We start from the raw sequence: 14,646 nt of genomic DNA, 5'->3' as shown, positions 1-14,646 counted from the left end.
GACCGGCCCGGTCGTCACTTGGCGGCCGGGGAGGGGCAGGCGCCCTTGGGGGCGCGGGGCGCGCCGATGTCGCCCAGGGACTGGTTGACCTCGGTCGTGGTGGCGAGCTGCTGGAAGCCGTTGCCCAACACCACGTCCACGACGTCGTCGGTGCGCTTCGGGTCGTAGCCCGGCTCGGCGTTGTTCAGGAAGTACGCCTGGAGCAGGTGCGCGGAGCCGACCCCCTTCGGGCCGTACCGCAGCATCGCCACGTCGTCGATGCCCTTGCGCTCGTTGCCGACCTTCACGACCTGGAACTTGCGGTTGCGGAAGTCGTCCGCGACGCTGCCGGCCCGGCCGGGCTCGTCGGTCGCGTTGAACACGTTGATCTTGACGTCCTTGGGCTCGTGCAGAGTCACGTCGGCCAGCGGCCAGCCCTCCGGGCAGCCCTCGGCCGTGCCGGCCTTCCCCTGGGTGTCCCGGATGATCGCGGTCACCACGAATGCCAGGGCCAGCACCCCCAGCAGGCCGACGACGACGAGTGCTCGCACCCGCGCAAAACTCATCTGAGCACTCCCGGGACCTCAGGTGGATGACGGCGGCCGGAAGCTATCGGACTGGCCGCCGGCCGTCGAATACGCCGCTGAGGTTAACGGTTGTCCGGCCGTCGCGTGGAAACAGCCCGACATGCCGGCGCGCCGACCACGAACCAGGTACTACTACCCCTATCTTCGTGTCGCCTGAATCACATTGGGAACAACTTCGCGTGCGGGGGCGTACATCTCAGCCGCAAGGGCGGTATACATGCCTCGCCCAAGGGGGGGTAAGGTTCCGCGCTCGCAGGGGAGTCGCCCCAGCGAGCTCGACCCGTTCGGTCCTCGGGTCGGGTGCCCGACACAAGTGGTGGCCGGCCAGCGGAACCGAAACAGCGTCGTCCGGCGTTACAACCGGAAGCGACAACATCGATATGGGAGAGTGAAACCGATGGCCACCGACTACGACGCCCCGCGTCGCGACGAGGTCGACCTCGGCGAGGACAGCCTGGAAGAGCTCAAGGCACGGCGCGTCGACTCACAGTCGGGCGCGGTGGACGTCGACGAGGCCGAGGTGGCCGAGAGCTTCGAGCTGCCCGGTGCCGATCTGGCCGACGAGGAGCTCACGGTCAAGGTGCTTCCGATGCAGCAGGACGAGTTCCGGTGCGCCCGCTGCTTCCTGGTCCACCACCGTAGCCAGCTGGCAGTCGAGCGTAACGGCGAGTTGATCTGCCGCGAGTGCGTCTGACATCCACGACACCGGCGGCGGCCTCCTGAACGGGGCCGCCGCTGCCGGTGTAGGCATGCGCCACCGGTGGGTACCTGCTTGACTCGTAACGGGTAGCCACAGCACCGGGAGGTCCGATGAGCGATCGAGGCGGCACCACCGACGGCGGCACGGGTGACCTTGACGCCACCGGCGGAGCGGGCGACCTCGGCGCAACCGTCGCGGCGTTGACCGCGGACGACATCGCGCCCGCCCGACGCCGTCAACTGCTGGCCCGGATGGTCGGGCAGGCCCGTGCGCGGGGCATCTCCGACCTGTTCAAGCCCCGTGCCGCCGTGCGCTGGATGGTCGACACGGTCACCGAGATCGCCCCGCACGTCCCGGTACGGGACCTGGACACCCTGCGTCGGCATTTTCCCGGTCTGGACGATGCCGCCCTGGCCGACCGGCTCGTCCGCAACGCGTCCCGGACCACCGCCGCGATCGGCGCGGCCGGCGGGGGAGTCGCCGCCGTCGAGTGGACGGTCGCACCGACCCTGCTCTCCGCGCCGGTGCTGCTCGCCGCCGAGACCGTCGCCGTGGTGGCAGTGGAGCTGAAGCTGGTCGGGGAGCTGCACGAGATCCACGGCGTGGCCCTGCCGGCCGGCGGCAGCCAACGTGCGGTCGCCCTGGTGCACTCCTGGGCCACCCAGCGGGGCGTCAACCCAATGGTGCCCGGCGTGGGAGTGGGCGCGGTGCTCGGCACCGCGGCTCGCAAGGAGCTGCGGGAGATGCTGCTGCGGCGCTTCGGTCGCAACCTCACCACGCTCGGGCCGTTCCTGACCGGCGCGGCGGTGGCCAGCTTCCTCAACCGACGAGCCACGCAGCAGATGGCCGAACAGCTTCAGGTGGACCTGCGGCGGCGGGCCATCGCCAGGCCCGCGCCCCCGGCTGCCCTGCCAGGCCCGCCGACCGGCACCTGAGCGGGTCGGCGGCGTTGCGGATCAGCCCGGCTCGCCCGCTGTCGGACCGGAGAGCGTCAGGGCGTCCCGTGCGGCCAGCACCGCCTCGGCCAGCTCGACGGGGTGCCGCGTGCTCACCACCCAGAACGGGGTCGGGTCGGCCGGGTCGTCGAGCACCACCTGCACGGCGCCGCCGATCCACGGGCGCTGCACCACGAACGCGAGCGGGTCCGCACCGACCCCGAGCACCTCACGGCGGCCGGCCACGTCCAGCGGCACCACGTCGGCCACGAAGCGGACCGGCAGGCGTGCGTCGTCCACCCGCAGCTCGGAGTCGGCGACCCCGATCCGGATCCGGCCCAGCCACCACAACCCGACCGCGGTGAGCGGCAGCAGCACGGCGAACGGCAGCCAGGTGCGGACGCCGGAGGCGCCCATCCAGATCTCGACGGCCAGCAGCGCGGCGGCCACCAGCCCGGCCAGCCACAGCCACCAGGGCAGGTCCAGCCGTTCGGTGTACGCCGGGCGGGCGTCGACCGGCGGCTGATCGGCGGACGGAGAGGGCGACATGCTCACTCCTGCGAGGGTACGGCGCACGGCGGCTCGACGAACCGGCAGGATGGCAGGGTCACCCCGAGAACCGGACGGAAGAGGGGACCCGTGACCGACGTCGTACCCGTGCCTGTGCAGCTGCTCGACTCCGAACTGCCGCTGCCCACGTACTCCCATCCCGGCGACGCCGGGGCCGACCTGGTGGCGGCCGCGGACGTGGAGCTGCCTCCCGGTGGCCGTGCCCTGGTGCCCACCGGCGTGGCCATCGCGTTGCCGGAGGGGTACGTGGGTCTGGTCCACCCCCGTTCCGGGTTGGCGGCGAGGCTCGGCGTGACGGTGCTCAACGCGCCCGGTACGGTCGACGCCGGCTACCGGGGTGAGATCCTGGTCAACCTGATCAACCATGATCGGGATGTGCCGGCGAAGATCTCCCGCGGCGACCGGATCGCACAGCTCGTGGTGCAACAGGTCGCACGGGCGCGGTTCGAGCCGGTGGCCGAGCTGCCCGCGTCCCGGCGCGGGACCGGCGGACACGGTTCCACCGGCGGGCATGCCGGGCTGGTGCCGTCGCCGACGGGCCAGGATCGGGTCGAGCGACGGCCGGACGAGCCGGGCCGCAGGCAGACGGAAGACATGGCAGGGTGAGCGTGAACAGCGGAGGGTGGGCGCAGTGATCTTCTCCCGAAAGCGGGCCGATGCCGAGCGGCAGACCCGTGACGAGCGGGCCACCCAGGTCCCGGACCAGGGCGATGCGGCGCCGTCGTTGGTGCGCGGCCCGTACGACATCTCCGAGAGCTACGACGACGTGCAGCGGCTCGACCTGGGCAGCCTGCACATCCCGGCGATCGCCGACGTCGAGGTGCGGGTGCAGGCCGACCCGCAGGGCGTGATCCAGCAGGTCGTGCTGGTGCATGGCGACAATGCGCTCCAGCTGGGCGTCTTCGCCGCTCCCCGGTCCGAGGGGATCTGGGACGAGGTGCGCGAGGAGATCCGCCAGTCGCTGCTGCGCGACGGTGCGAGCGCGCAGGAGGTCGACGGCGAGTACGGCCCGGAGCTGCACGCTCAGGTGCGTACTCCGGACGGCCCGACGCATCTGCGGTTCGTCGGCATCGACGGACCGCGCTGGATGGTCCGCGGCGTGTTCCAGGGCCCGGTGGCCACCGCCCCGGCCGTGGCCGGACCGCTCGTGGAGTGCCTGGACGGCCTGGTGGTCGACCGTGGCCAGGAGGCGAAGCCGGTCCGTGAGCCGCTCCCGCTGCGGCTGCCCCGGGAGGTCGCCGACCAGGCCGCCGCCGAGGCAGGCGACGTGGCCGCCGAGCCGCGCCAGGTCTGACCCACGCCCCACCGGCCCGCCGGAACGAGCCTCGTCGGCGTACGCTGGCGGCACGGTTCCGGCGCCGCCGGTGCCGGCCGGGGACGGCGAGCGTGGAGAGGGTGACGCGGAGGTCATGATGACCGACGAGGGCAGGGTGTCGCTGCGGCGGCTCCTGCAACGGTTCACCGCCAGCGAGGCCGAGATCGACGCGCAGGAGCTGCGGCGGGAGAGCGCCGAGTGCGGCGGGATCCCGGCCCAGATGTGCTCCCGGGGTCAGTTGGTGTCGGTCGCCGGTCGGCTGCGCACGGTGGTCTACACGCCGCGCACCAACCTGCCCACCCTGGAAGCCGACCTGTACGACGGCAGCGACGTGGTCACCCTGGTCTGGTTGGGTCGACGGCACATCGCCGGGATCGAGCCGGGCCGGCACCTGACCGCCCGTGGTCGGGTGGCCGTCCGCGACGACCGCAAGGTCATCTACAACCCCTACTACGAGCTGGACTCGCCGAAGTGACGGCGTTGCGGACGGAAGGCCGGCGATGACGACGGGACAGGACCGGGCGGCACAGCCGGAGATCGACCCCCAGGACGACGAGGCGCTGCCGACGATCGCCGAGCAGATGGCCGACCAGCTCGGCGGCTGGCGGGGTCTGGTGGAGTCCAGCATCCCGGTCGTGGTCTTCGTCCTCGCCAACATCATCGGCGAGCTGCGGCCGGCGGTGATCGCCTCGGTCTCCGTCGCGCTGTTGATCGCCGGGGTGCGGCTGGCCCAGCGTCGGCCGATCCGGCACGCCGTCAACGGCCTGTTCGGCGTCGGCGTGGGCGCGGCCATCGCCTGGCGCACCGGCGACGAGCGCGATTTCTACCTTCCCGGCATCCTCTACGGCATCGGCTACGGCATCGCCCTGCTGATCTCGGCGGCGATCCGGCAGCCGCTGGTCGGCTGGATCTGGTCGGTGCTGGTCGCCAAGGGCCGTTCGGAGTGGCGGGCCGACCCGAAGCTGGTGCGTACCTTCACCCAGCTCACTGTGCTCTGGGGCGTGGTCTGGCTGGCCAAGGTGGGCGTGCAGGCCGGGCTGTACCTGGCCCACCAGGACACCGCGCTGGGCGTGGCCCGACTGGTGCTGGGCTACCCGCCGTACGCGCTGCTGCTGCTGATCACGGTCTGGACGGTGCGCCGGGTCACCCGGGAGGCTCCGCCGGCCCCGGTGCCCGGCGCCTGAGCGAGGCGGGGCAAGCCGGGGAGCGGTCGCCCGTCGGGTCAGCGTGAGCTGCGGGTCCGCTCGACGCTGTCCGGTCCGAGGACCACCACGCGGACCTGGTCCTCCACCTCGGCGGTGCAGACGAAGATCAGCTCGTCGCCGGCCTCGATGGGGTCGTCCGGGCTGGGCACCAGGACCCGCTTGCCGCGCAGGATCGCCACCAGCGCGGAGTCGCGGGGCAGCGGCACGGCGTGGATGGGCTGACCGACGTACGGCGCGGTCGGCGGCAGGGTGATCTCGACCAGGTTCGCCTCACCCTGGCGGAAGGTCATCAGCCGGACCAGGTCGCCGACGGTGACCGCCTCCTCGACCAGCGCGGCCATCACCCGCGGCTTGCTCACCGCGACGTCGACGCCCCACTGCTCGGTGAACAGCCACTCGTTCTCGGCCCGGTTGACCCGGGCCACCACGCGGGGCACCGCGAACTCGGTCTTGGCCAGCAGCGACAGCACCAGGTTGGTCTTGTCGTCGCCGGTCGCCGCGACCACCACGTCGCAGCCGGCGATGTTGGCCTCCTCCAGGCTCGCCACCTCGCACGCGTCGGCGAGCACCCACTCGGCGGCCGGTACCCGGTCCGGGCGCAGCATCTTGGGTTGGCGCTCGATGAGCATCACCTGGTGGCCGTTGTCGATCAACTCCTGGGCGATCGAGCGGCCCACGTTGCCCGCGCCCGCGATGGCGACCCGCATGGCTCAGTGCCCCCCTTCCGGCGGCGCCGCCGCCACCGACGTGACCGTCGCCACGATGTCATCGCTGACCAGCATGAACACCTGGTCACCCTCCTGCACGACGGTGGAGCCGGTGGGTAGCGTGCCGATGCCGAAGCGGATCAGGTAGGCCACCCGTGCGCCGGTCGAGTCCTCCAGGTTGCGCACCGACCGGCCGATCCAGTCCTTGTGCACCGGCACCTCGACGATCGACACCGTGCTCGTGGGGTCGCGGAAGATCTCCACGTTGCCCTCCGGCACCAGGTGCCGCAGCATCCGGTCGGCCGTCCAGCGCACGGTCGCGACGGTGGGGATGCCCAGCCGCTCGTAGACCTGCGCGCGGCGCTGGTCGTAGATGCGGGCGGCGACCCGGGACACGCCGAACGTCTCGCGCGCCAGCCGGGCCGAGATGATGTTGGAGTTGTCGCCGCTGGAGACCGCCGCGAAGGCGTCCGCGCGCTCGATGCCGGCCTGCCGGAGCACCTCGCCGTCGAAACCCGCGCCGGTCACCGTGATCCCGGCGAAGTCGGGGCCGAGCCGGCGGAAGGCGTCGGCGTCCTGGTCGATCACCGCCACCGAGTGCCCTCGGGACTCCAGGCTGTGGGCGAGGGTCGACCCGACCCGGCCACACCCCATGATCACGACGTGCACGCTGTCCCTCCCAAGGTGCGTACCGCCCCCGCTGCCGGTGGCCTTCCGAGTGCGAGCCTGCCACGTCTCGCTGGGGAGCGGGGACCGACCGTACCCCGTCGTCGCCGGGGGCGGTGATCGCCCACCCCCGCGTTCCCGCCGTGGTGGTCGTACCCTTGGCGTTCGTGGCCAGTCCCACCTCGCTGCTGAAGCGGCTTCTCCTCGGTCGACCGTTCCGGTCCGACCGCCTGCAGCACACCCTCCTGCCGAAGCGCATCGCGCTGCCCGTGTTCGCCTCCGACGCGCTGTCCAGCGTCGCGTACGCGCCCGACGAGATCCTGCTGACCCTCTCCATCGCCGGGGCCTCGGCGTACCTGTTCTCCCCGTGGATCGCCCTCGCGGTGGTCGTGGTGATGCTCACCGTGGTGGCGAGCTACCGGCAGAACGTGCACGCCTACCCCTCCGGCGGCGGCGACTACGAGGTGGCCACGGTCAACCTCGGTCCGAAGTTCGGCGTCGGGGTGGCCAGCGCGCTGCTTGTCGACTACGTGCTCACGGTGGCGGTGTCGGTCTCCTCGGGGGTGGCCAACCTCGGCTCGGTGGTGCCGTTCGTGGCCACCCACAAGGTCATGATCGCGGTGCTCGCGGTGGTGCTGTTGACCGCTGTCAACCTGCGCGGGCTGCGCGAGTCGGGCACCGCGTTCGCCATCCCCACCTACGGCTTTGTGATCGTGATGCTCGGGATGCTGCTCACCGGGCTGTTCCGGGTGTTCGTGCTGGGCGACGAACTCCGCGCGCCGAGTGCCGACCTGGTGATCCAGGCCGAGCACAGCGTGACCGGTTTCGCACTCGTCTTCCTCCTGCTGCGCACGTTCAGCTCGGGCGCCGCCGCGCTCACCGGCGTGGAGGCGATCTCCAACGGGGTGCCGGCGTTCAAGGCGCCGAAGAGCCGTAACGCCGCCACCACGCTGCTGCTGCTCGGCACCATCTCGGTGAGCATGCTGGTCGGGATCATCTGGTTGGCCCGGCTGACCCACCTGCAGTTCGTCGAGGACCCGGGTCTCCAGATCGTCTCCGGCCCCGACGGGTACGTGCAGAAGACGGTCACCACCCAGCTCGGCGAGACGGTCTTCGGTTCCGGGTCGATCCTGCTCTACGTGCTGGCCGGGGTCACCGCCCTGATCCTCTTCCTGGCCGCGAACACCGCGTTCAACGGGTTCCCGGTGCTCGGTTCGATCCTCGCCCAGGACCGCTACCTGCCCCGCCAGTTCCACACCCGGGGCGACCGGCTGGCCTTCTCCAACGGCATCACCTTCCTCGCCCTCTTCGCGATCGTGCTGATCGTCGGCTTCCAGGCCGAGGTGACGAAGCTGATCCAGCTCTACATCGTCGGGGTCTTCGTCTCGTTCACCGTCTCCCAGGCCGGCATGATCCGGCACTGGAACCGGCGCCTGCGTACCGAGCGGGACCCGGAGGCGCGGCGTCGGATGTACCGGTCCCGGGCGATCAACACCTTCGGCGCGGGTATGACCGGTGCGGTGCTGGTGATCGTCCTGATCACGAAGTTCCTGCTCGGCGCGTGGATCGCGATCGCCGCGATGGCAGTGATCTACATGCTGATGCTCGGCATCCGCCGGCACTACGACCGGATCGCCGTCGAACTGACCCCGCCGGACGAGGGCCGGGCCGTGCTGCCTGCCCGCAACCACGCGATCGTGCTGGTCAGCAAACTGCACCAGCCGACGCTGCGGGCCATCGCCTACGCCCGGGCCACCCGGCCGGACACGCTGACCGCCGTGACCGTCAACGTGGACGAGAACGACACCCGGGACCTGCAGGCCGACTGGGAGCGGCGGGAGATGGCCATCCCGCTCACCGTGATCGACTCGCCGTACCGGGAGATCACCCGGCCGATCCTGGACTTCGTGGCCTCCACCCGCCGTAAGTCACCCCGGGACGTGGTCACCGTCTTCATCCCGGAGTACGTGGTCGGCCGCTGGTGGGAGAACCTGCTGCACAACCAGAGCGCCCTGCGCCTCAAGGGCCGGCTGCTCTTCGAGCCGGGGGTGATGGTGGTCAGCGTGCCGTGGCAGCTCGCGTCGACGGCCAACAAGAACCTGGAACGGCTCGACGCCACGCTGTCCCGGACACCGGCACGCGGGCCACGCGGCACCGTGCCGCCGGTCTCCGCCCCGCCGGCGGTCTCGGCGGCGCCGGTCTCCGCCCCGCCCGGCGAGGGTGGCCCGGCGGGCAGCGGTACGGGAGACAGCGGCCGTGACTGAGCCGAGCGAGCGTGGACTGGCCGAGGCGGAGCGGGTCGAGCTGACCGTCGACGCGGTCGCCCCCGGCGGGCACTGCGTGGCACGGGTGAACGGGCAGGTGGTCTTCGTCCGGCACGCGCTGCCCGGTGAACGGGTGATCGCCGAGGTGACCGAGGTGCACCGCGGGTTCGTCCGGGCCGACGCGGTGACCGTGCTGGACCCCTCACCGGATCGGGTCGAGCCGCCCTGCCCGTACGCGAAGCCGGGTGCCTGTGGTGGCTGCGACCTGCAACATGTCGCCCCGGACGCGCAACTGGCCTGGAAGACCGCCGTGGTGCGCGAACAGTTGGTCCGTCTCGGCGGGCTGACCGACGTCGAGCTGGACCAGCTCGGCGTCCGGGTCGAGGCGTTGCCCGGTGGGCTGCTCGGCTGGCGCTCCCGGGTCCGCTACGCGGTGGACGCCGCGGATCGGGCCGGCCTGCTCAAGCACCGCTCGCACGAGGTGGTGCCCATCGACCGCTGCCGGATCGCCCACCCGGCCATCCAGCAGCTGCCGGTGCTCACCCCCACCGGTGCGCGCTGGTCGGCCGCCGAGGCGGTGGAGACCGTCGCCAGCACCGGCGGGGACGTGACCGTCACGGAGATCCGCGAGGGGGTGCCCACCCCGGTGAGCGGGCCGGCCGAGGTCCGCGAGGTGGCCGCCGGGCGGGACTGGACGCTACCCGCGTCCGCGTTCTGGCAGGTGCACCCGGCTGCGGCGGACACCCTCTCCACGGCGGTGCTGGAGTTGCTGGACCCGAAGCCGGGCGAGATCGCGTGGGACCTCTACGGCGGCGCGGGGTTGTTCGCCGTCGGGTTGGCCGACCGTGTCGGTGCGACCGGCCGGGTGACCCTTGTCGAGGCGGCGGGGCAGGGCGTCGCCGCAGCCCGGGAGAACCTCGCCGACCTGCCCACCGTCGAGGTCGTGTCGGCCCGGGTGGAGACCGCGCTGGCCCGTCGACGGATCACCGGCCCGGTCGACGTGGTGGTGCTCGACCCGCCGCGCTCCGGCGCCGGTGCCCCGGTGGTGCGCGCGCTGGCCGCCGCCGGCCCCCGGGCGGTCGCGTACGTGGCCTGCGACCCGGCGGCCTTCGCCCGGGACGTGCGCACCTTCACCGACCTCGGCTGGCGGCTGGCCGCGTTGCGGGGCTTCGACCTGTTCCCGATGACGCAGCACGTCGAGCAGGTGGGGCTGCTGCTCCCGCCGACCGTCTGACTACCCTGGCCCGATGAAGATCGTCGGGATGATGTCCGGGACGTCGTACGACGGGGTGGACGTCGTCGCGGCGGAGTTCGAGGTCGACGGGGACACCCTCTGGCTGCGACCGTTGGGGCACCGTGGCCTGGACTACGACGAGGAGCTGCGCGCCGAGATCGCCGCGCTGCTGCCCCCGGCGGCCACCACCGTCGAGGCCGTCTGCCGGCTCGACAACCGCCTCGGCGAGGTGTTCGCCGAGGCGGCGGCGATCGGCCTGGAGCTGGCCGGTGGGCGGGCCGACGCGGTGGTCTCGCCCGGCCAGACGGTCTTCCACTGGGTCGACGACGGGGTGGCCCTGGGCACCCTGCAACTGGGTACGGTGGCCCGGGTGGCCGCCCGGGTCGGCGTACCCGTGCTGAGTGACCTGCGTTCGGCGGACATCGCCGTCGGCGGGCAGGGCGCGCCGCTGGTGCCGGCCTTCGACGCGTTGCTGCTCGACGCCGCGGCCGGGCCGCGCGCGGCGCTGAACCTCGGGGGCATCGCCAACCTCACCGTGGTCGCCCCGGGGGCCCCGGTCCTCGGGTACGACGTGGGCCCGGCCAACGCCCTGCTGGACGCTGCCGCCCGCCGCTTCCTGGACCAGCCGTGCGACCTCGACGGGGCGCGGGCGGCGGCTGGTCGGGTGCACCCCGGGCTGCTCGCCGCGTTGCTGGCCGAGCCGTACTACGCGGCGGCCCCGCCCAAGTCCACCGGCAAGGAGCTGTTCCACGCCGGTTACCTGGACCGGCACCTCGCCGCGCTCGGTACGCCGGTGCCGGTGGACGACCTGCTGGCCACACTGACCGAGCTGACCGCGCGGGTGGTGGCCGCGGAGTGCGACCGGCACGGCGTGGCCGAGGTGATCGCCGCCGGCGGTGGTGTGCGCAACCCCACCCTGCTGCGGCGGCTCGCCGCCCTCGGCGACGGACGGTGGCGGCTGCGCGGCGCCGACGAGTTGGGCGTCCCCGCGCAGGCCAAGGAGGCGTACGCCTTCGCGCTGCTCGGCTGGCTGTCCTGGCACGGGCTGCCCGGGTCGATCCCGTCGGTGACCGGCGCCACCCGGGGCGCGGTGCTCGGCTCGTGGACGCCCTCGGGGCCGGCGTACCCGGGCCGGCCGACCGCCCCGCCCCGACGACTGCGGATCCGGCCCTGATCAGGCACTCAGCTGCGGGGCGCGGGTGCGTCGGGCTCGGCCCAGGCTGCGGAGTACCACCGGGCCGATAGACTCTCCGGTCATGAGTGTTGAAGAGGACACGGCCAACCACGGCCGGCTGCTCGGGACGGTACGCGGTCCGCAGGACGTCAAGCGGATGTCCGGCGAGGAGCTGGACGTCCTCGCCGCCGAGATCCGGGACTTCCTGATCGCCAAGGTCTCCCGCACCGGTGGGCACGTCGGGCCCAACCTCGGTGTGGTCGAGCTGACACTGGCCATGCACCGCGTCTTCGACTCGCCCCGGGACCGGCTCCTGTTCGACACCGGCCACCAGGCGTACGTGCACAAGATCCTCACCGGGCGCCAGGCCGGCTTCGACAAGCTCCGCCAGCGCGGGGGCCTCTCCGGCTACCCCAGCCAGGCGGAGAGCGAGCACGACCTCATCGAGAACTCGCACGCCTCCACCGCGCTCTCCTACGCCGACGGCCTGGCCAAGGCGTACGCCCTGCGGGGTGAGCAGCGCAGCGTCGTGGCCGTGGTCGGCGACGGCGCGCTCACCGGCGGCATGTGCTGGGAGGCGCTGAACAACATCGCCACCGCCGGCAACTCGCTGGTGATCGTGGTCAACGACAACGGCCGGTCCTACTCGCCCACCATCGGCGGGCTGGCCGACCACCTCTCCTCGCTGCGGCTCAACCCGGGCTACGAGAAGGTCCTCGACACGGTCAAGGACGCCCTCGGCTCCACGCCGCTGGTCGGCAAGCCGATGTACGAGGTGCTGCACGCGGTCAAGAAGGGCATCAAGGACGCCGTGGCCCCGCAGGCGATGTTCGAGGACCTCGGCATCAAGTACGTCGGCCCCGTGGACGGGCACGACGTGGCTGCGGTCGAGGCGGCGCTGCGCGCGGCGAAGAACTTCGGCGGTCCGGTGATCGTGCACGCGGTCACCCGCAAGGGCTACGGCTACCGTCCGGCCGAGGAGGACGACGCGGACTGCCTGCACGGCCCGAGCAGCGCCTTCGACGTCGAGACCGGTGCGTTGCTGGCCGCCCCGTCGGTGAAGTGGACGCACGTCTTCGCCGACGAGCTGCTGGCCATCGCCGACGAGCGCCCGGACGTGGTGGGCATCACCGCCGCCATGGCCGAGCCGACCGGCATCGCGAAGCTGGCCCGTAAGTACCCCGAGCGGGTGTACGACGTGGGCATCGCCGAGCAGCACGCCGCCACCTCGGCGGCCGGGCTGGCGCTCGGCGGCCTGCACCCCGTGGTCGCGGTCTACGCCACCTTCCTCAACCGTGCCTTCGACCAGGTCCTGCTGGACGTGGCGATGCACAAGCTGCCGGTGACCTTCGTGCTGGACCGGGCCGGCATCACCGGCCCGGACGGTCCCAGCCACTACGGCATCTGGGACATGTCGGTCTTCGGGGTGGTGCCCGGGCTGCGGATCGCCGCTCCCCGCGACGCCGCCACGCTGCGGGAGGAGCTGCGCGAGGCGATGGCCGTCGACAACGGCCCCACCGTGCTGCGCTTCCCGACCGGCTCGGTCGCCGCGGACCTTCCGGCGCTGCGCCGGGTCGGCACTGTCGACGTGCTGGCCGAGTCGGCGCGTACCGACGTGCTGCTGGTCGCCGTCGGGTCGTTCGGCCAGTTGGGCATGGAGGTGGCCGCCCGGGTCGCCGAGCAGGGCTACGGGGTCACCGTCGTCGACCCGCGCTGGGTGCGTCCGGTTCCGGCGGAGCTGGTCGACCTGGCCGCCCGGCACCGGCTCGTGGTCAGCGTCGAGGACGGCGTGCGGGTCGGCGGGGTGGGCGACGCGCTCGCCCAGGCGATGCGCGACGCCGACGTCCGGGTGCCGCTCAAGGACCTGGGCGTACCGGCCGACTGGCACCCGCACGGCACGCGGGCGCAGATCCTCGCCGACCTGGGCCTGACCGCCCAGGACGTGGCCCGTAACGTCACCGGCTGGATCTCCGGTCTGGACGCCACGCCGGACCGCCTGACCCCGAGCGACGCGGCCGCGCAGAACTGACCCGACGAACGACGGCGGGCGACCCCTCTCGGGGACGCCCGCCGTCGCGTTGTGCGGGTCGGGGTGGGATCAGTCGGCTGGTTTCACCGAGCGGTAGTGGGTCTTGTCGGTGTTGGCGAGGCTGTAGGTCTGGGAACGGGACGGGCTGGGGACGACCGCCAGGCCGGGTCGTTCGACCAGCAGGGGAGTGCCCGGCGGCACGGACAGGGAGCCGTCCCGGGTGGGCCGCCAGCTGAGCACCACCAGCGGTTGACCGGGCATCGGGAGCTGGTACGCCTGCAACGGGGTGGCCCGGTCGGCGGGCGAGACGACGGGCGCGCTCCCGTCGGCCGGCCGGTAGACCACGGCGGTCATCGCGCCGGCGTCGGTGTCCCAGCTGAGCTGCTGCAACTCGGCTGGCTTGCCGCCTCCGAGGGCGACCTCGCCGAGCGAGCGGACGGTGAGCTTCGCCATCGGCCAGGACGTCGGCACCGAGCGCGGCGCGTCCCGGTCGCCGATCCGGCGCGGGATGCTGCCGAACGGGCCCCGGTCGCCGGCCAGCACGCAGGTGTCCAGGCCGGTGAGTGCCCGCCGTCCCGTGCCCGACTCGTCGCGGACCAGCGGATAGCGCGGATCGACGGTGCCGGTGCCCAGGTCGAGCAGCCGGTCCGCGGCCCGACCCCGGGGCAGCGACTCGGTGGTGCGCAGGGTCGCGGTCACCCCGACAGCTGTGCAGGACGGCACGTCGACCGGTGCGCTGAGGCCGTCCGCGACGGTCAACGTCCGATCCTGTGGCCCGACCAGCGTCTGCACCCGGGCGGAGACCAGGTAGCGCCGGCCGGCGGCGGTCTGCACCGGCAGCACGTCCGAGTAGACGAGGTAACCCGGGTCGGTGTACTCGGCGGCGCGGGTCACCGCGTACCGGTCGCCGTCGCGGGTGAGTTGCAGCAGCCAGGAGGCGCTCTCGCCGGGCACGTCGGCGGCCACGAGGGCCACCGGGGTGCCGTCCACCCGACCGGAGAAGAGGATGCCGGACGAGGGCAGGTGCGCCCGGTCGGCGTCCGGTGAGCGCCAGTCCCGGACGGCCCGGGTGACCGCTGTCGTCGCCGTGGCGTCTTTCGACAGGTCACCCCGGGGCGGCCACACGGCCAACGCCCCGTCCAGGCTGTCGTACCCGACCCGCAGGTCCTGTGACTTCCTCTCGGCCACCGGACCGCAGGCCGTGCTGGCCAGCAGCGCGCTGAGCAGGACGGGGAGCGCCCTGCCGTACCGGCCTGGAGTCACCTGGCCCGCCCCCGATCG

The 14,646-nt window shown here is 72.7% G+C and carries 15 protein-coding genes; 10 read left to right on the top strand and 5 right to left on the bottom strand.

The features are described from left to right. Positions 1-14: 14 nt before the first annotated feature. Positions 15-530 (bottom strand): LytR C-terminal domain-containing protein, encoded by a 516-nt coding sequence (locus ABGB10_RS28250; RefSeq protein ID WP_347664103.1) that lies wholly within the window; start codon positions 528-530, stop codon positions 15-17. Between the two features lie 433 nt (positions 531-963). Between ABGB10_RS28250 and ABGB10_RS28245 the strand changes: the two genes are divergently transcribed. Continuing rightward, positions 964-1,260 carry a DUF4193 domain-containing protein gene (locus ABGB10_RS28245; protein ID WP_007075406.1) on the top strand — a complete coding sequence of 99 codons (297 nt, stop codon included), beginning with the start codon at positions 964-966 and terminating at the stop codon, positions 1,258-1,260. Between the two features lie 116 nt (positions 1,261-1,376). Next, complete coding sequence (locus ABGB10_RS28240) at positions 1,377-2,201, top strand: hypothetical protein (RefSeq protein WP_347664036.1); 825 nt, start codon at positions 1,377-1,379, stop codon at positions 2,199-2,201. A 21-nt stretch (positions 2,202-2,222) separates the two neighbouring features. Here ABGB10_RS28240 and ABGB10_RS28235 read toward each other — a convergent pair whose 3' ends face one another. Then, the gene (locus ABGB10_RS28235; RefSeq protein WP_347664035.1) at positions 2,223-2,750 is read right to left on the bottom strand and encodes a DUF3093 domain-containing protein; all 528 of its coding nucleotides are present in this window, start codon (positions 2,748-2,750) and stop codon (positions 2,223-2,225) included. Between the two features lie 90 nt (positions 2,751-2,840). Here ABGB10_RS28235 and dut point away from each other — a divergent pair, with 90 nt between their 5' ends. From dut to ABGB10_RS28215, 4 genes are all read left to right on the top strand, one after another. Continuing rightward, positions 2,841-3,377 carry a dUTP diphosphatase gene (dut, locus tag ABGB10_RS28230; protein ID WP_347664034.1) on the top strand — a complete coding sequence of 179 codons (537 nt, stop codon included), beginning with the start codon at positions 2,841-2,843 and terminating at the stop codon, positions 3,375-3,377. Positions 3,378-3,402: 25 nt separating this feature from the next. Further along, the gene (locus ABGB10_RS28225) at positions 3,403-4,065 is read left to right on the top strand and encodes a DUF3710 domain-containing protein (RefSeq protein WP_347664033.1); all 663 of its coding nucleotides are present in this window, start codon (positions 3,403-3,405) and stop codon (positions 4,063-4,065) included. A 115-nt stretch (positions 4,066-4,180) separates the two neighbouring features. After that, entirely contained in the window at positions 4,181-4,561 is a 381-nt protein-coding gene (locus tag ABGB10_RS28220) for an OB-fold nucleic acid binding domain-containing protein (protein ID WP_269680468.1), read from the top strand. Positions 4,562-4,586: 25 nt separating this feature from the next. Beyond that, the gene (locus ABGB10_RS28215; protein WP_347664032.1) at positions 4,587-5,270 is read left to right on the top strand and encodes a DUF3159 domain-containing protein; all 684 of its coding nucleotides are present in this window, start codon (positions 4,587-4,589) and stop codon (positions 5,268-5,270) included. A gap of 38 nt (positions 5,271-5,308) precedes the next feature. Here ABGB10_RS28215 and ABGB10_RS28210 read toward each other — a convergent pair whose 3' ends face one another. Together ABGB10_RS28210 and ABGB10_RS28205 are read right to left on the bottom strand one after the other, a co-directional pair. Beyond that, complete coding sequence (locus ABGB10_RS28210) at positions 5,309-5,998, bottom strand: TrkA family potassium uptake protein (protein ID WP_347664031.1); 690 nt, start codon at positions 5,996-5,998, stop codon at positions 5,309-5,311. 3 nt (positions 5,999-6,001) lie between these two features. Next, positions 6,002-6,667 carry a TrkA family potassium uptake protein gene (locus tag ABGB10_RS28205; RefSeq protein ID WP_347664029.1) on the bottom strand — a complete coding sequence of 222 codons (666 nt, stop codon included), beginning with the start codon at positions 6,665-6,667 and terminating at the stop codon, positions 6,002-6,004. A 164-nt stretch (positions 6,668-6,831) separates the two neighbouring features. Between ABGB10_RS28205 and ABGB10_RS28200 the strand changes: the two genes are divergently transcribed. The 4 genes from ABGB10_RS28200 to dxs all read left to right on the top strand — a co-directional run bounded on the left by ABGB10_RS28200 (position 6,832) and on the right by dxs (position 13,365). Further along, complete coding sequence (locus ABGB10_RS28200) at positions 6,832-8,928, top strand: APC family permease (protein ID WP_347664028.1); 2,097 nt, start codon at positions 6,832-6,834, stop codon at positions 8,926-8,928. Next, positions 8,921-10,162, top strand: a complete 1,242-nt coding sequence (locus ABGB10_RS28195) for a class I SAM-dependent RNA methyltransferase (RefSeq protein ID WP_347664027.1) — start codon at positions 8,921-8,923, stop codon at positions 10,160-10,162. The genes ABGB10_RS28200 and ABGB10_RS28195 overlap by 8 nt, the downstream gene beginning before the upstream one ends. A 13-nt stretch (positions 10,163-10,175) precedes the next feature. Further along, entirely contained in the window at positions 10,176-11,336 is a 1,161-nt protein-coding gene (locus ABGB10_RS28190) for an anhydro-N-acetylmuramic acid kinase (protein ID WP_347664026.1), read from the top strand. Between the two features lie 82 nt (positions 11,337-11,418). After that, entirely contained in the window at positions 11,419-13,365 is a 1,947-nt protein-coding gene (gene dxs, locus ABGB10_RS28185) for a 1-deoxy-D-xylulose-5-phosphate synthase (RefSeq protein WP_347664025.1), read from the top strand. Positions 13,366-13,434: 69 nt separating this feature from the next. On the opposite strand, the gene ABGB10_RS28180 is transcribed toward dxs, so the two are convergent. Further along, positions 13,435-14,592 carry a hypothetical protein gene (locus ABGB10_RS28180; RefSeq protein WP_347664102.1) on the bottom strand — a complete coding sequence of 386 codons (1,158 nt, stop codon included), beginning with the start codon at positions 14,590-14,592 and terminating at the stop codon, positions 13,435-13,437. Between the last annotated feature and the right edge of the window lie 54 nt (positions 14,593-14,646).

The sequence above is a fragment of the Micromonospora sp. B9E7 genome, from assembly GCF_039871815.1.
In the GTDB taxonomy this organism is placed as follows: Bacteria; Actinomycetota; Actinomycetes; order Mycobacteriales; family Micromonosporaceae; genus Micromonospora.
This window is presented reverse-complemented; position numbering and strand designations above follow the sequence as displayed.

Excerpts from the sequence above, each read along its gene's own strand:
- ABGB10_RS28220 (WP_269680468.1), top strand. The coding sequence starts at position 4,181 with ATGATGACCGACGAGGGCAGGGTGTCGCTGCGGCGGCTCCTGCAACGG.
- ABGB10_RS28210 (WP_347664031.1), bottom strand. The coding sequence starts at position 5,998 with ATGCGGGTCGCCATCGCGGGCGCGGGCAACGTGGGCCGCTCGATCGCC.
- dxs (WP_347664025.1), top strand. The coding sequence starts at position 11,419 with ATGAGTGTTGAAGAGGACACGGCCAACCACGGCCGGCTGCTCGGGACG.
- ABGB10_RS28190 (WP_347664026.1), top strand. The coding sequence starts at position 10,176 with ATGAAGATCGTCGGGATGATGTCCGGGACGTCGTACGACGGGGTGGAC.
- ABGB10_RS28235 (WP_347664035.1), bottom strand. The coding sequence starts at position 2,750 with ATGTCGCCCTCTCCGTCCGCCGATCAGCCGCCGGTCGACGCCCGCCCG.
- ABGB10_RS28215 (WP_347664032.1), top strand. The coding sequence starts at position 4,587 with ATGACGACGGGACAGGACCGGGCGGCACAGCCGGAGATCGACCCCCAG.
- ABGB10_RS28240 (WP_347664036.1), top strand. The coding sequence starts at position 1,377 with ATGAGCGATCGAGGCGGCACCACCGACGGCGGCACGGGTGACCTTGAC.
- ABGB10_RS28245 (WP_007075406.1), top strand. The coding sequence starts at position 964 with ATGGCCACCGACTACGACGCCCCGCGTCGCGACGAGGTCGACCTCGGC.